The sequence below is a fragment of the Pseudomonas chlororaphis subsp. piscium genome, from assembly GCF_003850345.1.
GTDB lineage: Bacteria > Pseudomonadota > Gammaproteobacteria > Pseudomonadales > Pseudomonadaceae > Aquipseudomonas > Aquipseudomonas piscium.
The window spans coordinates 6,544,217-6,567,836 of sequence record NZ_CP027707.1 but is presented as its reverse complement, the minus strand read 5'-3'; the positions used below and the strand labels follow the sequence as shown (position 1 = coordinate 6,567,836).

The following is a 23,620-nucleotide window of genomic DNA, read 5'->3' as shown; positions in this document are numbered from 1 at the left end:
GATCGCCGCCCGCTCGCTCCTACAGAGTCACGCAAAACCTGTAGGAGCGAGGCTTGCCCGCGATGACCATCTCATGATCACAGCGAAACTCTGGCGTTCTAATCCTGCCGATTGGCATACATCCGGCACTCCGCCAGCAACGCCAGCAGGTTCGGATCACGCTCCTTGGCCTTGAGGAACACCACACCGATATGCTGTTGCAGTCGGTAGCGCGCCTGCAGCGGAATCAGCTTCACGCGGTTTTCGTACACCGCGGCAATCCTTCCCGGCAGCAGGGCATAGCCCACCCCCGAGCTGACCATGCTCAGCAGGGTGAAGATGTCGTTGACCTGCATCGCCACCTTCGGCTCGAAACCCGCCTGCTTGAACACCCGCACACCGTCCTGATGGGTGGCGAAGCCCTGGGTCAGGGTGATGAAGGTCGCGTCGCGCACATCGCTGAGGTCGACTTCCGCCTGCTGGGCGAACGGCGAATCGGCCGGCGTGGCCAGGAAGATATCGTCGGAAAACAGCGGGATCTGCTCGCAGTCCGGGTCGCTGACGCTGTCGTCCAGGGATACCAGGATCGCGTCGACTTCCATGTTCTTCAGCTTGTACAGCAGGTCGATGTTGGAACCCAGGATCAGGTCGATATTCAGCTCGCTACGGCGCAGCTTCAGGCCCATGATCAGCTGCGGCACGGTCTTCACCGTCAATGAATACAGGGAGCCGAGCTTGAAGCGCTCCGCCGAGAACCCGGCGGCTTCGCGGGTCAGGCGCACGCTTTCGAGCACGTCCTGGATCAGCTTCTGCGCCCGTTCTTCGAGGACGAAGGCGCTTTCCAGCGGCGTCAGGTTGCGCCCTTCATGCTTGAACAGCGGGCAGCGCAGGGCGCTTTCCAGGGAGTGAATGGCCCGGTGCACGCTGACATTGCTGGTCTGCAACTCGGCGGCGGCGCGCGCCAGGTTGCCGGTGCGCATGAACGCCAGAAACACTTCGAGCTTTTTCAGGGTCAACTCTTCATCGATCAGCATGATGGGCACTCTTATTCGAATGCTCCGATTGTGCCTGCCGGGTCATGACTTGGCTGGAGGTTTTTTCGTCCATAGCTTTATTCGGAAACATTGCGCTTTCAGGCTATAGGCCTGAGCCTTGCGCAGATTTTCCGCCTTGGGAGGTGAGTGGCACATGTATCACGGGGAAAGACTCAATGCCTGGACGCATCTGGTGGGAGCGATTGCGGCACTTGTCGGGGGGATCTGGCTGCTGGTGTTGGCCAGCCTCGACGGCAGTCCGTGGAAAATCGTCAGCGTCGCGATCTACGGTTTCACCTTGCTGGTGCTGTACAGCGCCTCGACCCTGTACCACAGCGTGCGCGGGCGGGCGAAAAGCATCATGCAGAAGGTCGATCACTTCTCCATCTACCTGCTGATTGCCGGCAGCTATACGCCGTTCTGCCTGGTGACCCTGCGCGGGCCCTGGGGCTGGACGCTGTTCGGGATCGTCTGGGGGCTGGCGCTGATCGGCATCCTGCAGGAGATCAAGCCGCGCTCCGAGGCGCGCATCCTGTCCATCGTGATCTACGCGGTGATGGGCTGGATCGTGCTGGTGGCGGTCAAGCCGCTGCTGGCGGCCCTGGGCCCCGCCGGTTTTGCCTGGCTGGCCTCGGGCGGGGTGCTCTACACCGTCGGCATCATCTTCTTCGCCCTCGACAGCCGTTTGCGCCACGCCCACGGGATTTGGCACCTGTTCGTGATCGCCGGCAGTTTGCTGCACTTTGTGGCGATCTTTTTTTACGTGTTGTGACGGGCGACCGCGTTATCGTTCATCGCGAGCAAGCTTCGCTCCTACAGAAGAACGCGAAGTTTCAAGACCTGCGCCGTATCTGTAGGAGCAGCCGGTCGACGCTCGATTGCTCGCGATAAGGCCCGGCAGGGCCGCCTCAATTCCCGGTCATCAACCGATCCAACTGCTCCTGCGCCCGGCCGCCGAAGATCTCCAGCAGGCTGCTCAAGGTATGGGGCAGCGCCTCCGCCGCGCGGGTCACGGCATACAGGGTGATCGGCAGCGCCGGGGTCAGCGGGCGAGTCGCGGTGCTGGCGGGGGAGGCACCGAGGGCGGTGAAGGGGTCGATCACCGCCAGCCCGGCCCCGGATTCGACCATGGCCCGGGCCAGGGAGTAGGTCTGCACGGCGATGCTGACCCGTGGCGCCGGTTCCACGGCTTTCAGGTAACCGTCGAGTTTCGCCGCCAGCGGGTCGGCGCTGGACAGGCCGATCAAGGGCGCCCCCGCCAGCTCCATCAACGGCAGTGGCTTGCCCCTGGCCGCCTGGGGCCAGTAATCCAGCGGCGCCAGCGCCACCAGCACCCCACTGGCCAGGGCCTGGGCGGTCAGCCCCGGATGATCGGGGCGTTGCAGGGTCAGGGCCACGTCGATCTCGCGCATCAGCAGGTTTTGCACCAGCTCGCGGCTGTGGGCGCTGGACAGCTCGCAGACGATGTCCGGGTAGCGCCGGGTCCACTGGTTGATGGCCGGCGGCAGCAAGGACAGGGCCAGCGCCGGCGTGGCACCGACCCGCAGGCTGTGGCCCGGCTCGCGGCGCAGGCTCTGGGCCAGGCGCCGCACCCCTTGCAGGCTTTCGCTGACCTTGTCGACCTCGCGCTCCAGCTCCAGGGCTTCCGGGGTGGCCTGCAACTTGCCCTTGACCCGCAGGAACAGCGGGAAACCCAGCTGCTGCTCGGCGTGCTGCAAGACCTTGGTCACCGCCGGCTGGGAGACGTGCAGCAGTTGCGCCGCGCCGCTGATCGAGCCGGTCTGGCGGATGGCCTGGAAAATCTCGATATGACGCAGTCGCATGATGAGTCCATAACCTTTGTTTATGGGTGGTCCATTTTTATTCATTGTCCCGGGCCTGTCACCTGGTCCTAACCTGAAGCCCGCTCAACAAGGTTTAAGGACTGACATGGCACAGCGGGTTTGCATCATCGGCGGCGGGGTCATTGGCCTGGCCAGCGCCTACGCCCTGGTTCGCGAGGGGTTCGACGTCAGCCTGGTGGAGGCGCGCGACGCCTTCGCCAGCCAGACCAGCTTCGCCAATGGCGGCCAGCTGTCGTACCGCTACGTGGCGCCGCTGGCCGATGCCGGGGTGCCCTGGCAGGCCCTGGGTTGGATGCTGCGGGGCGATTCGCCGCTGAAGCTGCGCCCGCGCCTGGACCCGGCGCAGTGGCGCTGGATGGCCGGGTTCCTGGCGGCCTGCCGCGGTTCGGTCAACCGGCGCAACGGCGCCCATCTGCTGCGCCTGGCGCTGCTGAGCCAGGCCACCTTGCAGAGCTGGCGTGAGGAGGACCGGCTCGAGGGTTTTCACTGGCGGCGCAACGGCAAGCTGGTGACCTTTCGCGAAACCGCCAGCTTCGAGCATGCCCGCCACGGCCTGGCCGATCCGCGCCAGCAGCAGGTGCTGTCCGCTGCCGAATGCGTGCAGCTGGAGCCGACCCTCGGCGGTGCGCCCTTTGTCGGCGGCATCTTCACCCCGGACGAAGAGGTGGCCGACTGTCACGCCTTCTGCCAGCAACTGGTGGCGCGGCTACAGGCCTCCGGCCGTTGCCAGTTGCTGACGGGGCGCCCGGTCACCGGCATTCGTCAGGCAGGCGGCCAGGTGCAGGCCATCGAGCTGGGCGACGAGGTGCTGGCAGTGGACCAACTGATACTGGCCGCCGGCCATCGCAGTGGCGAACTGGTGCTGCCCGGGCTGAAGCTGCCGCTGTATCCGCTCAAGGGCTATAGCCTCAGCGTGCCGATCGGCGCGGGGCATCGGGCGCCGGAGATCAGCATCACCGATTACAACCGCAAGATCGTCTACGCGCGGATCGGCCAGCAACTGAGGGTGGCGGCCATGGTCGATATCGTCGGTTTCGACCCGTCCCTGGACCCCAAGCGGCTGGCCCTGATGCAGCGCCAGGCCCGGGAAACCTTCGCCAACGCCGGCGACTACGATGCCGCCATCGAGTGGGCCGGCATGCGCCCGGCGACCCCCAGCGGCGTACCGCTGATTGGCGCCACCGGCTACCGCAACCTGTGGCTCAACCTCGGCCACGGCGCCCTGGGTTTCACCCTGGCCTGTGGCAGCGGGCGGCTGTTGGCCGAGCTGATCGGCCAGCGCCATCCCTCCATCGACATGCAGGGGCTCGCGCCCCATGCCGCCTGATTTCTTTCGTGTACAAGGAGCTGTCCCATGACCATCCAGCGTCTCCACAGCAATGACCGCCTCAGCGCTGTCGTGAGTTTTGCCGATCTGATCTTCCTCTCCGGCCAGGTGCCGGGCCCGGCCACCGATGCGGCCGGCCAGACCCGCGAAGTGCTGGCGAAGATCGACGCCTTGCTGGCCGAGGCCGGCAGCGACAAGGATCATCTGCTCAGTGCGACCATCTACCTGAAAAACATCCAGCAGGACTTCGCCGCGATGAACGAGGTCTGGTCGGCCTGGCTGTCCCCTGGCCAGGCGCCAAGCCGCACCACCGTGCAGGCCGCCCTGGCGCGTCCGGACATCCTGGTGGAAATCACCGTCATCGCGGTTCGCCGCTAACGCCTTCACCCACAACGGAGAATAACAATGCAAAAAATCACGTTGCTCGGCTGCACCCTTGGCCTGTTGCTCGGCTCCCCGCTGTACGCCAGCGAGGCGCCGTTGACCGGCACCCTGGGCAAGATCGCCACTGCCGGCAGTATTACCCTGGGTTATCGCGATGCGTCGGTGCCGTTTTCCTATGTGGGTGACAACAGCGGCAAACCCATGGGCTATTCGGTGGACCTGGCGAGCAAGGTCGTCGAGCGCATCCGCCACAAGCTGGCGCTGCCGCAGCTGGCGGTGAAGTACAACCTGGTGACGTCCCAGACCCGGATCCCGCTGGTGCAGAACGGCACCGTGGACCTGGAATGCGGCTCCACCGGGGTCACCGCCGAACGGCAGAAGCAGGTGGCGTTCTCCTATGGCTTCATCTACGTCAAAGGCCAGTTGCTGACCGCCAAGGACAGCGGGATCAAGAGTTTCGCCGACCTGCGCGGCAAGAACGTGGTGACCACCGCCGGCACCACCAACGAGCGCTTCCTCAAGAGCTACAACGTCGAGCACAAGATCGACATGTTCGTGATCAGCGCCAAGGACCACGGCGAAGCCTTCCAGATGCTGCAATCCGGTCGCGCCGCAGCGTTCTACATGGACGACGCGCTGCTCTACGGCGAACGGGCCAAGGCCCGCGATCCGCACAATTGGGTGGTGGTCGGCGAGGAACAGTCGCGGGAAATCTACAGCTGCATGGTGCGCAAGGACGATCCGCAGTTCCTGGAACTGGTGAACAGCACCCTGGCGGACCTGTACCGCTCAGGGGAGATCAACGGGATCTACCAGCGCTGGTTCGAACAACCGATTCCGCCCAAGGGTCTGAACCTGGAGTTCCCGATGACCAGCGAGTTGAAGGCAATCATCGCCAAGCCGGTGAGCGATCCGGTGGAGTAAACACCGATCCGCTTCTGTAGGCGCCAGGCTTGCCGGCGATAGGTACGCCGCGGTGTGTCAGGCAAAACGCTTCGCGGGCAAGCCGGATCGCCGCCCGCTCGCTCCTACAGAGGCGGTGCAGGCGTCGGCCCGAAGCTGCTTCTGTAGGAGCCAAGCTTGCTGGCGATGGGCGCGGCGCGGTGTGTCAGGCGGGTTAGAAGTCGCCCCAGAGTTGCTGCGCCACGGCCAGCGCCACCACTGGGGCGGTTTCGGTGCGCAGCACCCGCGGGCCGAGGCGGGCCGGCAGGAAACCCGCGCCCTGGGCCTGGTCCACTTCGGCATCGGACAGACCGCCTTCCGGGCCGATCAGGAACGCCAGGGTCGCAGGCTTGGCGTGGCTCACCAGTGGCTCGGCCACCGGGTGCAGTACCAGCTTGAGGTCGGCCTGGGTCTGCTTGATCCAGTCGGCCAGCAGCACTGGCGGGTGAATCACCGGCACCCGTGAGCGCCCGCATTGCTCGCAGGCGCTGGCGGCCACCTGGCGCCAGTGGGACAGGCGCTTGTCGGCGCGTTCGTCCTTGAGCCGCACTTCGCAGCGCTCGCTGAAGATCGGGGTGATTTCATTCACCCCAAGCTCGGTGGCCTTCTGAATCGCCCAGTCCATGCGCTCGCCCCGGGACAGGCCCTGGCCGAGGTGGATCTGCAGCGGCGATTCGACCTGCCCGGCGAAGCTCTCATCGAGCTGGACCACCACGCGTTTCTTGCCGACTTCCAGCAGCTTGCCGCGAAACTCGTTGCCCGAACCGTCGAACAGCTGCAGCGCGTCGCCCTCGGCCATGCGCAGTACGCGCCCGATGTAGTGGGCCTGGGCTTCCGGCAGCTCGTGCTCGCCGAGGCTCAGGGGGGCGTCGATAAAGAAGCGGGACAGTCTCATGGTGGTTCTCTGGGAAAAATTCGGTTCGAGGTGGGTCAATGGATCTTTTCGCCGGCAAGCCCGCTCCTGCAAAGCGGTGGGCTTGTCGGCGAGGGGCTCAACCCGGATCGCGGAAGCCTGGGTGGAAGTCCTTGGGCACTGCCACGCTGACCTTGTCGCTGGTGGCGATATCGATGCCTTCGCTGGCCACCTCGGCGAGGAAGTCGATCTGCTCCGGGGTGATCACATAGGGCGGCAGGAAATACACCACGCTGCCCAGCGGACGCAGCAGGGCGCCGCGCTCCAGGGCGTGCTGGAAGACTTTCAGGCCACGGCGTTCCTGCCACGGGTAGGCGGTCTTGCTGGCCTTGTCCTGGACCATCTCGATGGCCAGCACCATGCCGGTCTGGCGAACTTCCGCGACATTCGGGTGATCCGCCAGGTGCGCGGTCGAGCTGGCCATGCGCTGGGCCAGCGCCTGGTTATTCTCGATGACGTTGTCCTGCTCGAAGATATCCAGGGTCGCCAGCGCCGCCGCACAGGCCAGCGGGTTGCCGGTGTAGCTGTGGGAGTGGAGGAAGGCGCGCAGGGTCGGGTAGTCGTCGTAGAAGGCGCTGTAGACTTCGTCGGTGGTCAGGCACGCGGCCAGCGGCAGGTAGCCGCCGGTGAGGGCCTTGGACAGGCAGAGGAAGTCTGGACGGATGCCGGCCTGTTCGCAGGCGAACATGGTGCCGGTGCGGCCGAAGCCGACGGCGATTTCGTCATGGATCAGGTGCACGTCGTAGCGGTCGCAGGCCTCGCGCAGCAGCTTGAGGTACACCGGGTGGTACATGCGCATGCCGCCGGCGCCCTGGATCAGCGGCTCGACTATCACCGCGGCAATAGTGGCGTGGTGTTCCGCCAGGGTCTGCTCCATGGCGGCGAACATGTTGCGCGAGTGTTCTTCCCAGCTCATGCCTTCGGGGCGCAGGTAGCAGTCCGGGCTCGGCACCTTGAGGGTGTCCAGCAGCAGGGCCTTGTAGGTCTCGGTGAACAGCGGCACATCGCCCACCGACATCGCGGCGATGGTTTCGCCGTGGTAGCTGTTGGTCAGGGTGACGAAGCGCTTCTTGTCCTTCTGGCCACGGTTGAACCAGTAGTGGAAGCTCATCTTCATTGCCACTTCGATGCACGACGAACCGTTGTCGGCATAGAAACAGCGGGTCAGGCCCTCCGGGGTGATGTTCACCAGGCGCTCGGACAGCTCGATCACCGGCTGATGGCTGAAGCCGGCGAGGATCACGTGCTCCAGTTGATCGACCTGGTCCTTGATGCGCTGGTTGATGCGCGGGTTGGCGTGGCCGAACACATTGACCCACCAGGAGCTGACCGCATCGAGGTAGCGCTTGCCTTCGAAGTCCTCCAGCCACACGCCTTCACCGCGCTTGATCGGGATCAGCGGCAGCTGCTCGTGGTCTTTCATCTGGGTACAGGGATGCCATAACACCGCGAGATCGCGTTGCATCCACTGGTTGTTGAGGCCCATGTTCAGTCTCCTGGAGGCGGCTCTAAGTGCGCGAGCAAACAATCGTGCAAGCCTATGCAATGCCAGGCCGTGTCACAACCCATTGCATGCCCGGAAGGGCGAATTGGTCGCGGTCGCAGGACGGTCTGTCACGTTTTTCCCCCATAGACCTTAATGCCTGGTTAATTTAGTGTTCCTAGGATCAACATCGTATTTCTCGATATTTCAAAGCGAAAATTTCCGCTTTAATTCGATAGTTAAATCGATAGTCTTGGGCAGCAGTTCTTACAGGATTCAAGTGATGCAGCTAGGTAACTCTTCTTCCCGCTACGGCTGGGTAAGCATTTTTCTGCACTGGAGCGTGGCGCTGGCAGTCTTGGGACTGTTCGCCCTGGGCCTGTGGATGGTCGGCCTGGATTACTACAGTGCCTGGCGCAAAGATGCGCCGGACCTGCACAAGAGCATTGGCTTGACGCTGTTCGCGATCATGCTGCTGCGGGTGCTGTGGCGCTTCGTCAGCCCACCGCCTCCGGCACCGGACAACCACGGTCGCCTGACGCGCCTGGGTGCCAAGTTCGGCCATGCCTTCCTTTATCTCAGTCTGTTCGCTGTGATGATTGCCGGTTACCTGATTTCCACCGCAGACGGTGTCGGGATCCCGGTGTTTGGCCTGTTTGAAATTCCTGCCCTGGTTTCCGGTCTACCGGACCAGGCAGATGTGGCTGGCGAGGTGCATCTGTACCTGGCCTGGGCCCTGGTGATCTTCGCCGGAGTGCATGCTCTGGCCGCTTTGAAACACCACTTTATCGATCGTGACGCGACCCTGGCTCGAATGCTGGGGCGCAAAGCCTGATGCTCAACCTCTACTCAAAAGGAATAGAAAGCATGTTGAAAAAGACTCTCGCCGCTCTGGCAATCGGTTCTGCTCTGTTGTCTGCCGGTCAGGCGATGGCCGCGGACTACGTGATCGACAAGGAAGGCCAGCACGCCTTCGTCGACTTCAAGATCAGCCACCTGGGCTACAGCTTCATCACCGGTACCTTCAAGGACCTGGACGGCAAGTTCAGCTTCGACGCGGCCAAGCCTGAAGACGCCAAGATCGAAGTCAACGTGCGCACCGCCAGCGTGTTCTCCAACCACGCCGAACGTGACAAGCACGTCAACAGCAAGGACTTCCTGGAGTCGGGCAAATTCCCTGATGCGAAGTTCGTTTCCACCAGCGTCAAGCCAACCGGCAAGAATGCTGATGGCAAGCAGACCGCCGATGTGACTGGCGACCTGACTTTCCACGGTGTGACCAAGCCTGTCGTGGTCAAGGCCACCTTCCTGGGTGAAGGCAAGGATCCATGGGGCGGCTACCGCGCCGGTTTTGAAGGCACCACCAGCATCAGCCGCAAAGAGTTCAACAAGGACGGGATGGATGTTGGCCCGCAGTCCGACACCGTTCAGCTGTACATCACCTTTGAAGGTGTGAAAGCGAAGTAATGCTTCGCCTGTAGCCGCTGCCGAGCCCGCGAGGCTGTGACAAGGTCCGCAGGACCTTCATGGCCCTTGAGGCCTGCGACCGGTTCCCGGTCGACCGCGGGCTCGCAGGCTCGGCAGCGGCTACAGAAGCCATAAAAAAAACGCCCCTGATCGCAAGATCAGGGGCGTTTTTTATTGCCGCGGGTAACTCAGCGATTGCGGGTCAGCAAGGCTGGTTTTTCGCCACGTGGACGGCTTGGCAGTTGATCGAGCTGCTCGGGAGTCGGGAAGCGGTCGGCTTTCGATTCCTTGTGCATGATCTTCGGCTGGTTGCCACGCGGGTTCTGCACCGCCGGTTCCTGACGCGCCTGGTCGTCACGGGCCGGACGACGATTGCGCGACTCTTCGCGACGGGCCTGGCCGTCACGTGGAGCGCCACTGCGTGGGCCGTTGCGCTTGGCAGGTGGAGTGCCGGTGCTGGCGCCGCTGCTGTTGCGCGGACCGCCGGAGCGACCCTGGCCGCCACTGCGCGGCGCATTGCTGTTGGCTGCTGCGCCCTGGCTTGGCGCGCCTGGACGGCGACCGCGGCCCTGGTTGTTCTTGTTCTGGTACGGGCTGACGTAGTCGGCGCGATTGCCGAAGTTGTCCACGTCGTCGTCCAGGAACTCGTCTGGGGCACGATCAGCGCGTGGCGTCGGCTGGCGCTGTTCGCGGGCCGGGGTGCCTTCGCGAGGTTTTTGCTCACGGGCCGGGCGGTCGCCGCGAGCGGCCGGTTTTTCCTTGCCCTTGTCCTTGCCTTTGTCTTTACGACCGCCGCCGCCACCACCGCCGCCATTCGGACCGTCGCCACGCGGGCCACGGGAATTGCGTGGGTTACGCACGTCCGGACGCTCGCGCACTTCCGGTTTCTCGGCTTCCACGGCGCTGGCGTCGAAGCCCATCAGATCACCATCAGGGATCTTCTGCTTGGTCATGCGCTCGATGCTTTTGAGCAGCTTCTCTTCGTCCGGCGCGACCAGCGAGATCGCTTCGCCCGAACGACCGGCACGGCCGGTACGGCCGATGCGGTGCACGTAGTCTTCGTCGACGTTCGGCAGTTCGAAGTTGACCACGTGTGGCAGTTGGTCGATGTCCAGGCCGCGGGCGGCGATGTCGGTGGCGACGAGGATCCGCACTTCACCGGCCTTGAAGTCGGCCAGGGCCTTGGTGCGGGCGTTCTGGCTCTTGTTGCCGTGGATGGCGACGGCGGTCAGGCCGTGCTTGTCCAGGTACTCGGCCAGGCGGTTGGCGCCGTGCTTGGTACGGGTGAAGACCAGCACCTGTTCCCAGGCGCCGGCGGTGATCAGGTGGGCCAGCAAGGCACGCTTGTGGCTGGCGGCCAGGCGGAACACCCGTTGCTCGATACGCTCGACCGTGGTGTTCGGCGGCGTGACTTCGATGCGCTCGGGGTTGTGCAGCAGCTTGCCGGCCAGGTCCGTGATGTCCTTGGAGAAGGTCGCGGAAAACAGCAGGTTCTGGCGCTTGGCGGGCAGGCGTGCGAGGACTTTCTTCACGTCATGGACGAAGCCCATGTCGAGCATGCGGTCGGCTTCGTCGAGCACGAGGATTTCCACGTGGGACAGGTCGACGCTGCCTTGGCCAGCCAGGTCGAGCAGGCGGCCGGGGCAGGCCACCAGCACGTCAACGCCGCGGGCCATGGCCTGAACCTGTGGGTTCATGCCGACGCCGCCGAAGATGCAGGCACTGACGAATTTCAGGTCGCGGGCATAGACCTTGAAGCTCTCGTGTACTTGCGCGGCCAGTTCGCGGGTTGGGGTCAGGACCAGGACGCGTGGTTGGCGCGGGCCGTGACGCTGGGATTTGTCCGGGTGACCGTTGGGAAACAACCGTTCCAGGATCGGAAGGGCGAAACCGCCGGTTTTACCAGTACCTGTCTGTGCCGCGACCATCAGGTCGCGACCTTGCAACACGGCGGGAATGGCCCGCTGTTGCACCGGAGTAGGCTGGGTGTAGCCGGCGGCTTCGATGGCGCCGACTAAAGCCTCGGAGAGACCGAGGGAAGCAAAGGACATGAGTAATCCTGTTTTAGTGAGGGCTTGGCCCAGAGGGATAGTCTTGCCTGGCGCGAATGGCGTTTAAGAGGACGCAATCCCGTCCGGTCCTGCTGGCTCCTGAAGGCTCATCGGCGAGGGCTCGCGCGGGCCTTGTGGCTGCGCTGTAGCGGTATCGAGAGGCCTTGAACAGGATCGAGCGTCCGGGCGTGAGCCTGGCGGGAAGGCCGGAGTATAACAGAGCAATCAGCGTGCGCTGCTTTCCTGCTGCTCAACGGTTTTCACCGGAGCTTCGGGCGGTACTGCGCTTGAGTCGGCCATGGCCGGCGCCGCGCCATAGCGTGCGCTCAGTTCGGCGTAGGCCGGCTCGCGCTTGAAGCGCTTGAGTTCGGCGCCGAAACGCTGCACCAGCAAGTCCATGCCGGCATTGCGCCGTACCGCCAGAAACTGGCTCTGGCGGCTGATGACCACCGGGTTCTCGGTGATCTGCTGGCGAATATTCAGTTGGTCCAGCAGATGCTGGCCGACCCGCCGATCGGTGATCAGCAGGTCGATGCGGCCGCGCAGCAGCTTGCCGAAGTTGGCTTCGTGGGTCGGCGCCGGCTCGTGCTTGAACAGGGTGGATTCCCTGAAGTCCTGGCTGTACAGGTAGCCGGGGGAAGTGCCCACGGTCAGCCCGCGCAAATCTTCCAGGGTACGGAACGGAAAGGGCCGGGCGTTGGCATAGAACATCACGAACTCGACGTCCGACAGTGGCTCGCTGGGGTAGAGCAGGCTGCTTTCGCGTTCGTTGCTGTGAAAGATGTCCAGGGCACCGTCGGCCTGGCCTTGTTCGAGCATGGCCAGGCAACGTTTCCAGGGCAGGAACTGCCATTCGACTTCGATCCCCAGGCGCTGGAAGACGATCGCCGTGGTTTCGTAATCCAGGCCCTGGGCCTTGCCCTGTTCCTCATAGACATAAGGGGCCCAGGGCTCGGTGACAATGCGCAGCTTCTCGCCATGGGCGGTGAGGCTCAGGCAAGCGCAGATAAAGGCTGTCAGCAGCTGGGCAATGACGGGCATCGATGGAGATTACGACGAGAGGTCGTCCAATACCAGAGGCCGTCTAGCTCAAGCCTTAGTCAGCCTTTGTCTCGATCAGATGCAGGTAGATGGCCTTGCGCCGCTGGCCCAGTACCAGGCGAATCACCGGGTGGTTGAACCAGTGCTCGAGTTGATGACTGTTGAGTGGCTTTTTCAGGCGGCCTTCGGCGTTTTCCCGGGCTTTCTCCCACCAGACCGGGGCGCAGGCCTGGTCGAATTCGTTGGTGTGGCGGTAGCAGCCGTAGAGGATTTCACGCATGAATTGCCGCTGGTACGCGGGCAGGGCCAGGGTCACGATCTTGTAGGCCAGGCGTTGCAAAGCCGGTGGGCGTGGCAGGGTCGCGGTGACCAGGCGGGTTTCGTCCAGGGCGACGGTGCTGGTGGGCGCTGCGCCGTGCTTGTCCAGCCAGGCCTTGATCTTGGCGCGAAACAGCTGCTTGCGGCTCCAGTAGTGGTGGATCAGGTCGGGGCATTCGCGGACCTGTTTGGTACGATAGGCGGCGACCGACAGACAGAACTCTTCGAGGGTATAGGCGCCGTTGGCCAGCGGGTACAGCTCGTCCATCAGGGCGATGGAGCGGTCCAGCACATCGGCGTCCGCGCGGTGCAGGCCAATCACGCCGGAGTTGAGCAACGGCATCTGGTCGTCGGCCAGTTTGCGTTCCCGCAGTAGGCCGGCCAGGGACTGGTAGAGGCCAGACTCCTTGTTGGCGCCGTAGCACATGCCGAACGCATTACACAGCAGGGTGCCGGGCTGGACGCGGCGAAACAGCTCCAGCGGCGAGCAGTGGAAAAAGGTGTCGGTGTCGATCAGCAACGCCAGTTCGGATTCTTGCAGCACCTGCTGCATCACCACGTGTTTGGCGCGAAAGTGGTAGCCGTGTGGGGCGATCCACGCCTGGCGGGTACTTTCATCCAAGGGGCGCACACGCACAGGCAGGTCTCGGTAAGGCGCGGCATTGTCGGTGAAGACCTGGATATCGAGGGCTTCTCCCGGTGTTTCACGCAACCCGGCCAGGGCGCTGGCAATACTGAACGCGGCTTCCTGGTGATAGGTCGCGGCGCCGTAAACCAGATAGATCAATTGTGGGCGTGCTGCGGTGCTGCCTGTGGACATCTACGGCGATCCTTCGGATGTATGGGGGTTAAAAAAAAGGCCCTGGATTTCGCCAAGGCCTTTTTCCGATGCTGTCGGGTGGTTAACGCGGCAGCTTCAGGTTGTTCCAGACGGCCAGGCTTGGCTCGGCTTGGTTCAGAGTATAGAAGTGCAATCCTGGCGCACCGCCTTGTAACAAACGTTCACACATTTCGGTGATGACTTGTTCACCGAACGCCTGAATGCTCTGGCTGTCGTCGCCGTAGGCTTCCAGTTGCTTGCGGATCCAGCGCGGGATTTCCGCACCGCAGGCATCGGAGAAACGCGCCAGTTTGCTGTAGTTGGTGATCGGCATGATGCCGGGCACGATCGGGATGTTCACACCCATTTGTTGCACGCGTTCGACGAAGTAGAAATAACTGTCGGCGTTGAAGAAATACTGGGTGATCGCACTGTTGGCGCCGGCGTTGGCCTTGCGCACGAAGTTGTTGAGGTCGTCTTCGAAATTGCGCGCCTGTGGGTGCATTTCCGGATACGCCGCCACTTCGATGTGGAAGTGATCGCCGGTCTCTTCACGAATGAAGCTCACCAGGTCGTTGGCGTGACGCAGCTCACCGCTGGCCATGCCCATGCCCGAAGGCAGGTCGCCGCGCAGGGCGACGATGCGGTTGATACCGGCAGCCTTGTACTGGGTCAGCAGGCCACGCAGGTCGGCCTTGCTGTCGCCCACACAGGACAGGTGCGGCGCGGCGGGGACCTTCACTTCGCTTTCGAGCTGCAGCACGGTGTTCATCGTGCGGTCGCGGGTCGAGCCACCGGCACCGTAGGTGCAGGAGAAGAAGTCGGGGTTGTAGCTGGCCAGCTGGCGGGCAGTGGCGAGCAGTTTTTCATGCCCAGCATCGGTCTTGGTCGGGAAGAACTCGAAGCTGTAGCGACGGTCTTGGGACATGGAGGAAACCTCCAGCTACAAGCCGCAAGCCACAAGCTGCAAGAGTAGCGGAGGTGCGCTCAGCTCTTGTGCCTGGAACGGGCTGCTTGAAACTGTTTAAGCAAATAGGGACGAAGCCGAAAGCTTCGAGCGGCAAGCACGGCTTGTGGCCTTTGCTTGCTGCTTGAAGCTCAAGGCTTGCAACTGCTCTTAGTAGCGGTAAGCGTGTGGCTTGAACGGGCCTTCGACGGTGACGCCGATGTAGTCAGCCTGTTGCTTGGTCAGTTGAGTGACCACGCCACCGAAGCCGCGGACCATTTCCAGGGCCACTTCTTCGTCGAGTTTCTTCGGCAGTACTTCAACGGTCAGACGCTCGGCTTTCTGGGCTGGCGACAGGTCGGCGTACTTCTGGCCGAACAGGAAGATCTGCGCCAGAACCTGGTTGGCGAACGAACCGTCCATGATGCGGCTTGGGTGACCGGTGGCGTTGCCCAGGTTCACCAGGCGGCCTTCGGCCAGCAGGATCAGGTAGTCGTCGTTCTGGGCGTCGAAAGCGCCTGGACCGGTACGGTGAACCTTGTGCACCTGTGGCTTCACTTCTTCCCATGCCCAGTTCTTGCGCATGAAAGCGGTGTCGATTTCGTTGTCGAAGTGACCGATGTTGCAGACAACGGCACGCTTCTTCAGGGCTTTGAGCATGTTTGCGTCGCAAACATTGACGTTACCGGTGGTGGTCACGATCAGGTCGATCTTGCCCAGCAGGGCCTTGTCGATGCTCGCTTCGGTGCCGGTGTTGATCCCGTCGATGAACGGCGAAACCAGTTCGAAACCGTCCATGCAGGCCTGCATGGCGCAGATCGGGTCGACTTCGGAAACCTTGACGATCATGCCTTCCTGACGCAGGGACTGGGCCGAGCCCTTGCCCACGTCACCGTAACCGATGACCAGCGCTTGCTTGCCGGACAGCAGGTGGTCGGTACCGCGCTTGATCGCATCGTTCAGGCTGTGACGGCAGCCGTACTTGTTGTCGTTCTTGCTCTTGGTCACCGAGTCGTTGACGTTGATGGCCGGGATCTTCAGCTCGCCCTTGGCCAGCATGTCCAGCAGGCGGTGCACGCCAGTGGTGGTTTCTTCGGTCACGCCGTGGACGCGATCAAGCACCTGCGGGTACTTCTTGTGCAGCAGCTCGGTCAGGTCGCCGCCGTCGTCGAGGATCATGTTGGCATCCCATGGCTTGCCATCCTTGAGGATGGTCTGCTCAAGGCACCACTCGTATTCTTGCTCGGTCTCGCCTTTCCAGGCGAATACCGGGATACCGGCGGCGGCGATGGAGGCAGCGGCCTGGTCCTGGGTCGAGAAGATGTTGCAGGACGACCAGCGTACTTCGGCACCCAGGGTAACCAGGGTTTCGATCAGCACGGCAGTCTGAATGGTCATGTGGATGCAGCCGAGAATCTTCGCGCCCTTTAGCGGTTGTTCAGCGGCGTACTTGCGACGCAGACCCATCAGGGCCGGCATTTCCGACTCGGCGATGATGGTTTCACGACGGCCCCAGGCGGCCAGGGACATGTCGGCGACTTTGTAGTCGGTAAAATCTGCAGGCGTGATTACAGCGCTCATGAAGAGCCTCCATTCGTAAGTATGCGAATGGGCGCCGTTGTGCGTTTAGTGACTGACCGAACCATCACGGCCAGACAACGCCCCATCCGAGCCTGACAGGTCTAGCCTGCTGCAGCGCCCCTCGGACAGGTGGCGGGAACGGTGGCCGATGCAGCCACCGTCGAATAATGCCGGGCGATTATAGCCGGGCTTTCCGAGCTTCCCAAGCGATAAAGACAAATCAAGGTCTCAGTCGGTCGGCTCCGTTACCACCAACTCCAGGTGCAGGCTCAGGTGGGCCAGTGGCCCGCAGTCCTGGGCCAGGACCGCGACCTGCCAGGTGAGTTTGAATTCGCCAGGCTGGTCACTGCGCAACTGCCAGTGGTAATCGTTGACCTCGCAACTCGACGGTTGCAGAGGGGCGGACGCTTCGGGAAGTGCCTGGCGCAGGTTGCGCTGTTCGATCAGCTCGATAGCCAGTGGGGGCGTGCTGGCAGGGCTGTGGCTAAAGAGTATTTCCTCGCCGAGCAGCGCCACCGGGACTATGCGCAGCAGCAGCGTTTTCCCGACCTCGACGGTCAGTCGCGGCGACTCCGCAAGCAGCGGGGTATCCGTTTCCGGGTGGGTATGCAGGATGCAGAGGTGGCGGGGATCGAGATCGGCGGGCGAGTCGGGGTCAGTGGGCAGCGGGTCGAGCCCGGCAAGCAGACCCTTGGCATCGACGATCAGCAAAACGTGTTCGGGTTTCTCCGTGGTCATGATGAGCTCCTTCCATGAGCACCAATTGGGGCGGACTCTGATGTGCGCCACCAGCTGGCCGGCGGCGCTTGCCCAGGATCAGTTGGTGATGGTGATGAACGGATCCCATTCGAAATAGCCGCAGCACTTGCAATCACGGTCGACGATCATGAACTTGAAGTGGTAAGTGACCTGGCCTTGCGCGAGCAGATCGCCTCGCCAGTAGTAGTTGTCGTTGATCTGGCACGTTGGCACAGTCTTGTTGTTGGCGTTAGGCACGGCCGATTGCACTTTGGCCTTCAGCGCGCGAGGGTCTTCCAGCAGTTGGTGATTCGGGTCGGTGGAAACGAACCCATAAAGGATCACCGACTGCTCGAAACCGAACGAAATGCTCGTTTCACGCCAACGGACAACGTCGCCCACGCGGCCCTTGAGGTGTAACTCGCCGCCGGCCTGGCCAGCGATGACTTGGTCCTGGTAGGTGACCATGTAGATATGTTCCGGCGGAATGAACGTCGGCTTGTTCGGGTCCTTGCTCGGATTGGGGAATTTCTTGAGGATGGTTTCGGTGTCGAAGTTGATACTGACGTCGATGACTCTAGACATGGGTGGATTCCTTTCACTGTTCGAGTAGGTCAATGGTGAGCTGCTGTTGCTCTTCACTGGCACTGCTCCGGAGCTTCGCTTCCTGCGATACCGAATACTGCCACGCTGTTTGCCAAGTTCCGGTCGTCCGACTACCTGGAGTGACCAGCAGGTCACCCCTTCAGGCTAGCTCTGCCAAGGTAGGTGTCAAAGGGCGATGAGAGAATTCGTCGTAGCTACTGACCAATGGTCGAATGGGGTTGCCATGGCTGTTGTCGCCCGAATGGGACTACCATGTAGGACCAGGGGCGGAGGGCCATGCCGTCCTTCGGTACTCGACTTTCAGAGGCCACGCAGGTCAGGAGTACAGATGAATTTCCACACCCGCAAATGGGTAAAACCCGAAGACCTCAACCCCAACGGCACGCTGTTCGGCGGTAGCCTGTTGCGCTGGATCGACGAAGAAGCGGCGATCTACGCCATCGTCCAGCTGGGCAACCAGCGAGTGGTCACCAAGTACATTTCCGAAATCAACTTCGTCAGCGCTTCGCGCCAGGGCGACATCATCGAACTGGGCATTACCGCTACCGAATTCGGCCGCACCTCGATCACCCTGACCTGTGAAGTGCGCAACAAGATCACCCGCAAAAGCATCCTCACCGTCGAGAAGATGGTCTTCGTCAACCTGGGCGAGGACGGCTTGCCGGCTCCCCACGGTCGTACCGAGATCAGATACGTGAAAGACCAGTTCAAGGACGACGAGCCCGTCGCCTGAGTCTCGTGTCATCCCCTTTGTAGGAGTGAGCAAACTCGCTCCTACAAGTACGGGGTGTCGAGACGTATCAGTGAGCGTCCTGGGTGACCGCCGGCTCGTCCTTGGTGACATGGCGCACCAGCTTGCCGATGGTCAGGCCCTGCAGGAGGATCGACGACAGCACCACGATGTAGGTGATGCTCAGTACCAGGTCGCGCTCCGGGCCCAATGGCAAGGCCAGGGCCAGCGCCACCGAAACCCCGCCGCGCAGGCCGCCCCAGGTCAGCACCCGGATAGTGCCGCGCGGCACGCTGCGCCAGCGGCGTAGCAGGACGATGGCCGGGGCCACGGTGAGCAGGCGCGACAGCACGATCGCCACCGCCAGCAGGCTCGCGGCCAGCAAGTGCAGCCAGTTGAATGGCAGCAGCAACAGCTCCATGCCGATCAGGGCGAACAGCAGAGCGTTGAGCATGTCGTCGAGCAGTTCCCAGAAACCGTCCAGGTAACGCCGGGTCATGTCGTTCATCGCCAGGTTGCGCCCCAGGTTGCCGATGATCAGGCCCGCCACCACCATCGCGATCGGTGCCGAGACGTGCAGTTCGCTGGCCATCGCCGATCCGCCGATCACCAGGGCCAGGGTCAGCATCACTTCGATCTGGTGCTGCTCGATGCTCTTGATCATCAGGTACACCAGGTAGCCGATCAGCCCGCCGAACACCACGCCGCCAATGGCCTCATGGGCAAACAGCAGGGCGGTGGCGCCGATGGTCGGGGTTTCGCCGAGCTGGGCGATACCCAGCAGCACGGTGAACACCACCACCGCGGTGCCGTCGTTGAACAGCGACTCGCCGACGATAGTGGTTTTCAGCGGCTTGGAAGCGTTGGCGGTACGCAGCACACCGAGCACCGCAATCGGGTCGGTCGGCGAGATCAGGGCGCCGAACAGCAGGCAATAGAGGAAGCTCACGTGCCAGCCGAACAGACCGAAGATCCAGTAGGCCAGGCTGCCGATGACGAACGTGGCGATCAGCACGCCGACCGTGGCCAGCAGGCCGATGGGCCAGCGGTAGCTGCGCAGGTCGTTGAGGTTGACGTGCAAGGCGCCGGCGAACAGCAGGAACGACAGCATCCAGTTCATCAGCAGGTCGCCGAAGTCGATCTGGCCGATCAGCTGTTGCACGTGCTCTTCCAGGCCGGGATAGCCGAGGAAGCTCAAGCCTTGCAGCAGCAGGGAAAACAGCAGGGCGGTGACCATCACGCCGATGGTCGGCGGCAGGCCGATGAAGCGGAAGTTGACGTAGGTGAGCAGGGTGGTCAGGCAGATGAAGGCGGCAACGAGTTCAAGCATCCGGAGTCCCTTGGATAGAAACGTGAAAAGAAAGCCCGAAAGCCATCGGGCAAGGGTTTGATGGGCCGCTGGCGGCCCGGGGCACACCGACAAGGAAAGTTCAGATTCTTCTGTCGGTGAACCGGGCAGCCAGTGCGCGGTTCTGGAGCACCGGCCCGGTCGAGTCTTAGCCTGATACGTTGACCACAGCAGGCTGGCGACGTTGCAGGTAAATGAACAACAGCGCGGTCAGCACTGTCAGCCCGCCGACCAGTGCACCGGTCCACGGCAGGTCGGCCAGGTCGGCGCCGCTGGCGACCACCAGGCCGCCGATCCAGGCGCCGGCGGCGTTGCCCAGGTTGAAGGCGCTCTGGTTCAGGGTCGAGCCCAGGTTGGGGGCCTCGTGCGCCTGGTCGATGATCAGCAGTTGCAGGATCGGGCACAGGGCGAAGGCGAAAATCCCCCACAACAGCAAGGTGATCGCCGCCGGAATCAGCAGGTGGCTGGTCTGGCTGAACGCGGCCAGCACCAGCACCACGGCCAGCGCCATGGCCACCAGCGACGGCAGCAGGCGGCTGTCGGCCAGGCGTCCGCCGAGCATGCTGCCGGCCGTCAGGCCGACGCCGAACAGCAGCAACATGATGGTCACGCCATGGGGGCTGACGCCGGTGACGTCCTGCAGGATCGGCGCGATATAGGTGAAGACGCTGAACAGGCTGGTGGAGGCCAGCACGCTCATGCCCAGGGCCAGCAGCACGTTGGTCTTGCCCAGGACCTTGAACTCGCTGGCCAGATTGGCCTTGTCCATGGCGATGTGCCGGGGCAGCCAGAGCCACTGGGCAATGGCGGCGATCACCCCGATCACCGACACCGCCCAGAAGGTCGAGCGCCAGCCGGCGTATTGCCCCAGCGCCGTGCCCAGCGGCACGCCGAGTACATTGGCCAGGGTCAGGCCGGTGAACATCATGGCGATCGCCTGGGCGCGTTTGTTCGGCGCCACCAGGCTGGCGGCGACTACCGAGCCGATGCCGAAAAACGCGCCGTGGCACAGCGCGGTGATCACCCGCGCGGCCATCAGCGTGGCGTAGTTCGGCGCCAGCGCGCAGAGCACGTTGCCGAGGATGAACATCAGGGTCATGCCCAGCAACGTGGCCTTGCGTGGCATGTTGGCGGTGCCGACGGCGAGGATCGGCGCGCCGAACACCACGCCCAGGGCGTAGCCGGTAATCAGCAGGCCCGCATGGGGAATGCTGACGGACAGGTCGCGGGCGACATCGGGCAGCAGGCCCATGATGACGAATTCAGTGGTGCCGATGCCGAAGGCGGCAACAGCCAGTGCGAGCAAGGCGAGTGGCATGCGAGGATTCTCTGTCTGTAGTCTTGACGCCCTGATCAGGCATACGCATGCCGGCTTTGCTCCTCCATCGGATCGGGTCCGGCGGATCGGGCAGCAGCAGGAATTATTGGAATAGATATGCGCAACTGAGTGCGGCGTGGTCGGCGTCAGTATAGACAGCCGTTGTGCCTAGGTGAATCGATTCTCTTGTAGCAAACAGGGAGTGTGAGGTGCTGGCGACAACTCTGGTTCTGGTGGCGGCGCTGTTGCATGCGGCGTGGAATACGCTGATCAAGTTCAGCGGCGAGCGGTTATTGGTGGTGGCCTGCATGGACAGCGTCGCCTTGCTGTTCGTGGCGCTGATGCTGGGGTTCGTCGAGTGGCCGCCGCTGGATATCTGGCCGTGGATCCTGGCGTCGGCGGTTTTCGAATTGCTCTACCGCTATTTGCTGATCCAGGCCTATCGGGTCGGCGACCTGGGCCTGGTCTATCCGCTGATGCGCGGCCTTTCGCCCCTGGTGGTGCTGGCCTTGACCCTGATCTTCGCGGGCGAGGTGCTCAGCCCCCAGCAGATCCTCGGCATCCTGTTGATCCCTTTCGGCATGTTGTGCCTGCTGTGGCAGGGCGGTGGCGGCGACCGCCTGCCGTGGTCGATGTTGCCGGTGGTGGCGCTGATCGGCCTGTGCATCGGCTGCTACACCTTTATCGACGGCCAGGCGTTGCGCCGCTGGTCCCATCCGCTGGATTACCTGGTGTGGGTGACGCTGTTCAGCGCCTGGCCCTTCCCGCTGCTGGCGCTGCTGCGCAAGCGTGCGGCCTTCACCCTGTTCTGGCGCGAGCAATGGCAGTTGGGGTTGAGTGTCGGGTTCTGCGTATTGTTCAGCTACGCTCTGGTGCTGTGGGCCATGCAGCTGGGATCGATCGCCGAGGCGGCGGCGCTGCGGGAAATCAGCGTGATCCTGGTGGTGTTGTTCGGCATGCGGTACCTGAAAGAACCTTTCGGCCGACCTCGGCTCTTAGCTTGTGGGCTGGTGCTGATCGGCATGCTGGTGATGAAGTTCTGACCCCGCTCCCCTCATGACTTTAAAAAGGACTCTGCCATGACCGTCGCTTTCTGGTGTGTATTGATCGCCATCTTCCTGCCGTATCTGTGTAACAGTATCGCCAAGTTCAGCGGGGGCAACTTTGGCCTGCGGCAGAACCATGACCCGCGGGCCTATCTCGAGACCCTCGAGGGGTTCCCCCGGCGGGCGCAAGCGGCACAGCTCAACAGTTTTGAAGTGACCCCGGCCTTTGCGGCGGGGGTGATCATTGCCCATGTCGCCAACGTCGCCGAACTGGTGACCATCGATGTGCTGGCGGTGCTGTTCATCACCAGCCGCCTGCTGTACATCATCTGCTACCTGGCGGACTGGGCGGTCCTGCGTTCGCTGGTGTGGTTCGTCGGCATGGCGCTGATTGCCAGCTTCTTTTTCGTCTCGATCTGAGCGGCTTTGGTAGCGGCTGCCGCCTCTCGCCGAAGCGGCAGCAGTCACGGGGTCATTTGCTGTCGGTGACTTCAGGCACTTTCGGCAGCGTGGCGCCCTTGGGCCAGAGCATCCAGATCTGGCCCTGCTGTTTCATGTCCCCCGCCAGTTGCCCGGCCGCGTCGCCGGTGCCCCAGAACAGGTCGGCGCGAACTTCGCCGGCGATCGCGCCACCGGTGTCCTGCGCCGCCACCGGGCGGATCAGGCTGCTGCCATCGGGCCGGGTGGTGGAGAGCCACAGCAGGCTGCCCAGCGGAATCACCTTGCGGTCCACCGCCACGCTGTAGCCGGACGTCAGCGGTACGTTCAGCGAGCCGCGCGGGCCTTCGTTGCTGTCCGGGTTGCGGTTGAAGAACACGTAGCTGGGGTTGCTGCCCAGCAGTTCCGGGATGCGATTGGGGTTGGCCTTGGCCCAGGCTGCGATGGTGCCCATGGTCACGTCTTCTTTCTTCAACTCGCCCTGATCCACCAGCCAGCGGCCGATGGGGCGGTAGGGGTGACCGTTCTGATCGGCATAACCGATGCGCAACTGGCGCCCGTCTTCCAGCTGGATGCGGCCCGAGCCCTGGATCTGCAGGAACTGCAGGTTCATCGGGTCGGTCAGCCAGGCGATCACCGGCGCCTTGACCCCCTTGGTCTCGATGGTCGCGGCATCGTCATAGGGTTTCAGCACCCGGCCTTCGAGGCGGCCACGCAGGCGCTTGCCCTTGAGTTCGGGATAAATGCTGTCGAGAGCGACGATGATCATGTCTTCCGGCACGCCGTAGACCGGCACCGACGCTGTCTTGGTCTGGGTCAGGCTGCCCGGATAGACAGGTTCGTAGTAGCCGGTGATCAGGCCGTTGCTGCTGCCGCTGGCCGAGCGCAGGCCGTAGACGTCCAGGCGTTCCTTGAGAAAGCTGCGGACATCCAGGGCAGTGAGCGGCACATTGGCCGCGGTCGCGCAGGTCGGGCCCCACACCGGGTCGGCCTTCAGCCGGGTGCAGGCGCTGCGCCAGGAGCCGAAGCCGGCCAGCAGGTCGTCGTCGGACACAGTGGGCAAGGCTTCCCAGCTGGCGCTGGTATAGGTGGCGATGGCGTGGGGCTGGGGTGGCTTGCCGACTTCGCCGCCATTGCATCCGGCCAGCAGGATCGCGGTCGGCAAGGCCCAGGCCAGGTGTCGACGCCACAGCTTGAAACGGGTGTTCATTGGGTACTTCCTTTGTGGCTTGCCTGGGCGCATGGCGACTTCAGGCAATCCATATT

The 23,620-nt window shown here is 63.1% G+C and carries 23 protein-coding genes and 1 riboswitch; of the genes, 9 read left to right on the top strand and 14 right to left on the bottom strand.

What is annotated here, in order from left to right; genetic code table 11:
- Positions 1-98: 98 nt before the first annotated feature.
- On the bottom strand, positions 99-1,013 hold the full coding sequence (locus C4K38_RS29910; RefSeq protein ID WP_025807208.1) for a LysR family transcriptional regulator: 915 nt from the start codon (positions 1,011-1,013) through the stop codon (positions 99-101).
- A gap of 154 nt (positions 1,014-1,167) precedes the next feature.
- Here C4K38_RS29910 and trhA point away from each other — a divergent pair, with 154 nt between their 5' ends.
- On the top strand, positions 1,168-1,785 hold the full coding sequence (gene trhA, locus C4K38_RS29905) for a PAQR family membrane homeostasis protein TrhA (RefSeq protein WP_053281257.1): 618 nt from the start codon (positions 1,168-1,170) through the stop codon (positions 1,783-1,785).
- 136 nt (positions 1,786-1,921) lie between these two features.
- On the opposite strand, the gene C4K38_RS29900 is transcribed toward trhA, so the two are convergent.
- On the bottom strand, positions 1,922-2,836 hold the full coding sequence (locus tag C4K38_RS29900) for a LysR family transcriptional regulator (protein WP_053281256.1): 915 nt from the start codon (positions 2,834-2,836) through the stop codon (positions 1,922-1,924).
- Positions 2,837-2,942: 106 nt separating this feature from the next.
- On the opposite strand from C4K38_RS29900, the gene C4K38_RS29895 reads away from it, so the two are divergent.
- Genes C4K38_RS29895 through C4K38_RS29885 form a run of 3 tightly spaced genes read left to right on the top strand, consistent with a single transcriptional unit; the run spans position 2,943 to position 5,492 of the window.
- The gene (locus C4K38_RS29895) at positions 2,943-4,184 is read left to right on the top strand and encodes a D-amino acid dehydrogenase (RefSeq protein ID WP_053281255.1); all 1,242 of its coding nucleotides are present in this window, start codon (positions 2,943-2,945) and stop codon (positions 4,182-4,184) included.
- Positions 4,185-4,211: 27 nt separating this feature from the next.
- Complete coding sequence (locus C4K38_RS29890) at positions 4,212-4,562, top strand: RidA family protein (RefSeq protein ID WP_053281254.1); 351 nt, start codon at positions 4,212-4,214, stop codon at positions 4,560-4,562.
- Positions 4,563-4,589: 27 nt separating this feature from the next.
- Positions 4,590-5,492, top strand: coding sequence for a transporter substrate-binding domain-containing protein (locus C4K38_RS29885; RefSeq protein ID WP_053281253.1), 903 nt, complete (start codon positions 4,590-4,592; stop codon positions 5,490-5,492).
- A gap of 193 nt (positions 5,493-5,685) precedes the next feature.
- Here C4K38_RS29885 and C4K38_RS29880 read toward each other — a convergent pair whose 3' ends face one another.
- The gene (locus C4K38_RS29880) at positions 5,686-6,405 is read right to left on the bottom strand and encodes a 16S rRNA (uracil(1498)-N(3))-methyltransferase (RefSeq protein WP_053281252.1); all 720 of its coding nucleotides are present in this window, start codon (positions 6,403-6,405) and stop codon (positions 5,686-5,688) included.
- 97 nt (positions 6,406-6,502) lie between these two features.
- Positions 6,503-7,909, bottom strand: a complete 1,407-nt coding sequence (locus C4K38_RS29875; RefSeq protein ID WP_053281251.1) for an adenosylmethionine--8-amino-7-oxononanoate transaminase — start codon at positions 7,907-7,909, stop codon at positions 6,503-6,505.
- Between the two features lie 280 nt (positions 7,910-8,189).
- Here C4K38_RS29875 and C4K38_RS29870 point away from each other — a divergent pair, with 280 nt between their 5' ends.
- Positions 8,190-8,741 carry a cytochrome b gene (locus C4K38_RS29870; protein ID WP_053281250.1) on the top strand — a complete coding sequence of 184 codons (552 nt, stop codon included), beginning with the start codon at positions 8,190-8,192 and terminating at the stop codon, positions 8,739-8,741.
- Positions 8,742-8,773: 32 nt separating this feature from the next.
- Positions 8,774-9,373, top strand: a complete 600-nt coding sequence (locus C4K38_RS29865; RefSeq protein WP_053281249.1) for a YceI family protein — start codon at positions 8,774-8,776, stop codon at positions 9,371-9,373.
- 188 nt (positions 9,374-9,561) lie between these two features.
- Here C4K38_RS29865 and rhlE2 read toward each other — a convergent pair whose 3' ends face one another.
- The 7 genes from rhlE2 to C4K38_RS29830 all read right to left on the bottom strand — a co-directional run bounded on the left by rhlE2 (position 9,562) and on the right by C4K38_RS29830 (position 17,453).
- On the bottom strand, positions 9,562-11,424 hold the full coding sequence (gene rhlE2 / locus C4K38_RS29860) for an RNA helicase RhlE2 (protein ID WP_053281248.1): 1,863 nt from the start codon (positions 11,422-11,424) through the stop codon (positions 9,562-9,564).
- Between the two features lie 225 nt (positions 11,425-11,649).
- On the bottom strand, positions 11,650-12,465 hold the full coding sequence (locus C4K38_RS29855) for a substrate-binding periplasmic protein (protein ID WP_053281247.1): 816 nt from the start codon (positions 12,463-12,465) through the stop codon (positions 11,650-11,652).
- A gap of 55 nt (positions 12,466-12,520) precedes the next feature.
- The gene (locus C4K38_RS29850) at positions 12,521-13,603 is read right to left on the bottom strand and encodes a hypothetical protein (protein WP_053281246.1); all 1,083 of its coding nucleotides are present in this window, start codon (positions 13,601-13,603) and stop codon (positions 12,521-12,523) included.
- A gap of 82 nt (positions 13,604-13,685) precedes the next feature.
- A complete protein-coding gene (gene metF, locus C4K38_RS29845) occupies positions 13,686-14,531 on the bottom strand; it encodes a methylenetetrahydrofolate reductase [NAD(P)H] (RefSeq protein WP_025807224.1) in 846 nt (281 codons plus the stop codon).
- A 189-nt stretch (positions 14,532-14,720) separates the two neighbouring features.
- Complete coding sequence (gene ahcY, locus C4K38_RS29840; RefSeq protein WP_053281245.1) at positions 14,721-16,130, bottom strand: adenosylhomocysteinase; 1,410 nt, start codon at positions 16,128-16,130, stop codon at positions 14,721-14,723.
- Positions 16,131-16,152: 22 nt separating this feature from the next.
- Positions 16,153-16,259: riboswitch (S-adenosyl-L-homocysteine riboswitch) on the bottom strand.
- 99 nt (positions 16,260-16,358) lie between these two features.
- Positions 16,359-16,868: a hypothetical protein gene (locus C4K38_RS29835; RefSeq protein WP_053281244.1), complete on the bottom strand. Its 510-nt coding sequence runs from the start codon at positions 16,866-16,868 to the stop codon at positions 16,359-16,361.
- 78 nt (positions 16,869-16,946) lie between these two features.
- Positions 16,947-17,453 carry an inclusion body family protein gene (locus C4K38_RS29830; RefSeq protein WP_053281243.1) on the bottom strand — a complete coding sequence of 169 codons (507 nt, stop codon included), beginning with the start codon at positions 17,451-17,453 and terminating at the stop codon, positions 16,947-16,949.
- A gap of 349 nt (positions 17,454-17,802) precedes the next feature.
- On the opposite strand from C4K38_RS29830, the gene C4K38_RS29825 reads away from it, so the two are divergent.
- Positions 17,803-18,207: an acyl-CoA thioesterase gene (locus C4K38_RS29825; protein ID WP_053281242.1), complete on the top strand. Its 405-nt coding sequence runs from the start codon at positions 17,803-17,805 to the stop codon at positions 18,205-18,207.
- 67 nt (positions 18,208-18,274) lie between these two features.
- Here the strand turns inward: C4K38_RS29825 and C4K38_RS29820 are convergent, their stop codons facing one another.
- Both C4K38_RS29820 and C4K38_RS29815 read right to left on the bottom strand, forming a co-directional pair.
- On the bottom strand, positions 18,275-19,534 hold the full coding sequence (locus C4K38_RS29820) for a cation:proton antiporter (protein ID WP_053281241.1): 1,260 nt from the start codon (positions 19,532-19,534) through the stop codon (positions 18,275-18,277).
- A 166-nt stretch (positions 19,535-19,700) separates the two neighbouring features.
- Positions 19,701-20,870: an MFS transporter gene (locus tag C4K38_RS29815; RefSeq protein WP_053281240.1), complete on the bottom strand. Its 1,170-nt coding sequence runs from the start codon at positions 20,868-20,870 to the stop codon at positions 19,701-19,703.
- Between the two features lie 209 nt (positions 20,871-21,079).
- Between C4K38_RS29815 and C4K38_RS29810 the strand changes: the two genes are divergently transcribed.
- Together C4K38_RS29810 and C4K38_RS29805 are read left to right on the top strand one after the other, a co-directional pair.
- Positions 21,080-21,913, top strand: a complete 834-nt coding sequence (locus tag C4K38_RS29810) for an EamA family transporter (protein WP_053281239.1) — start codon at positions 21,080-21,082, stop codon at positions 21,911-21,913.
- Between the two features lie 36 nt (positions 21,914-21,949).
- The gene (locus C4K38_RS29805; protein ID WP_025807229.1) at positions 21,950-22,336 is read left to right on the top strand and encodes an MAPEG family protein; all 387 of its coding nucleotides are present in this window, start codon (positions 21,950-21,952) and stop codon (positions 22,334-22,336) included.
- A 52-nt stretch (positions 22,337-22,388) separates the two neighbouring features.
- On the opposite strand, the gene mltA is transcribed toward C4K38_RS29805, so the two are convergent.
- Positions 22,389-23,564, bottom strand: a complete 1,176-nt coding sequence (mltA, locus tag C4K38_RS29800) for a murein transglycosylase A (RefSeq protein ID WP_025807231.1) — start codon at positions 23,562-23,564, stop codon at positions 22,389-22,391.
- Between the last annotated feature and the right edge of the window lie 56 nt (positions 23,565-23,620).

Bases quoted from the DNA above. Each gene is read 5' to 3' on its own strand.
- C4K38_RS29850 (WP_053281246.1), bottom strand. From the start codon at position 13,603: ATGTCCACAGGCAGCACCGCAGCACGCCCACAATTGATCTATCTGGTT.
- ahcY (WP_053281245.1), bottom strand. From the start codon at position 16,130: ATGAGCGCTGTAATCACGCCTGCAGATTTTACCGACTACAAAGTCGCC.
- C4K38_RS29855 (WP_053281247.1), bottom strand. From the start codon at position 12,465: ATGCCCGTCATTGCCCAGCTGCTGACAGCCTTTATCTGCGCTTGCCTG.
- C4K38_RS29900 (WP_053281256.1), bottom strand. From the start codon at position 2,836: ATGCGACTGCGTCATATCGAGATTTTCCAGGCCATCCGCCAGACCGGC.
- mltA (WP_025807231.1), bottom strand. From the start codon at position 23,564: ATGAACACCCGTTTCAAGCTGTGGCGTCGACACCTGGCCTGGGCCTTG.
- trhA (WP_053281257.1), top strand. From the start codon at position 1,168: ATGTATCACGGGGAAAGACTCAATGCCTGGACGCATCTGGTGGGAGCG.
- C4K38_RS29910 (WP_025807208.1), bottom strand. From the start codon at position 1,013: ATGCTGATCGATGAAGAGTTGACCCTGAAAAAGCTCGAAGTGTTTCTG.
- C4K38_RS29875 (WP_053281251.1), bottom strand. From the start codon at position 7,909: ATGGGCCTCAACAACCAGTGGATGCAACGCGATCTCGCGGTGTTATGG.
- C4K38_RS29830 (WP_053281243.1), bottom strand. From the start codon at position 17,453: ATGTCTAGAGTCATCGACGTCAGTATCAACTTCGACACCGAAACCATC.
- C4K38_RS29820 (WP_053281241.1), bottom strand. From the start codon at position 19,534: ATGCTTGAACTCGTTGCCGCCTTCATCTGCCTGACCACCCTGCTCACC.
- C4K38_RS29870 (WP_053281250.1), top strand. From the start codon at position 8,190: ATGCAGCTAGGTAACTCTTCTTCCCGCTACGGCTGGGTAAGCATTTTT.
- C4K38_RS29835 (WP_053281244.1), bottom strand. From the start codon at position 16,868: ATGACCACGGAGAAACCCGAACACGTTTTGCTGATCGTCGATGCCAAG.
- C4K38_RS29865 (WP_053281249.1), top strand. From the start codon at position 8,774: ATGTTGAAAAAGACTCTCGCCGCTCTGGCAATCGGTTCTGCTCTGTTG.
- C4K38_RS29825 (WP_053281242.1), top strand. From the start codon at position 17,803: ATGAATTTCCACACCCGCAAATGGGTAAAACCCGAAGACCTCAACCCC.
- C4K38_RS29890 (WP_053281254.1), top strand. From the start codon at position 4,212: ATGACCATCCAGCGTCTCCACAGCAATGACCGCCTCAGCGCTGTCGTG.
- C4K38_RS29815 (WP_053281240.1), bottom strand. From the start codon at position 20,870: ATGCCACTCGCCTTGCTCGCACTGGCTGTTGCCGCCTTCGGCATCGGC.
- metF (WP_025807224.1), bottom strand. From the start codon at position 14,531: ATGTCCCAAGACCGTCGCTACAGCTTCGAGTTCTTCCCGACCAAGACC.
- rhlE2 (WP_053281248.1), bottom strand. From the start codon at position 11,424: ATGTCCTTTGCTTCCCTCGGTCTCTCCGAGGCTTTAGTCGGCGCCATC.
- C4K38_RS29895 (WP_053281255.1), top strand. From the start codon at position 2,943: ATGGCACAGCGGGTTTGCATCATCGGCGGCGGGGTCATTGGCCTGGCC.
- C4K38_RS29885 (WP_053281253.1), top strand. From the start codon at position 4,590: ATGCAAAAAATCACGTTGCTCGGCTGCACCCTTGGCCTGTTGCTCGGC.
- C4K38_RS29880 (WP_053281252.1), bottom strand. From the start codon at position 6,405: ATGAGACTGTCCCGCTTCTTTATCGACGCCCCCCTGAGCCTCGGCGAG.
- C4K38_RS29805 (WP_025807229.1), top strand. From the start codon at position 21,950: ATGACCGTCGCTTTCTGGTGTGTATTGATCGCCATCTTCCTGCCGTAT.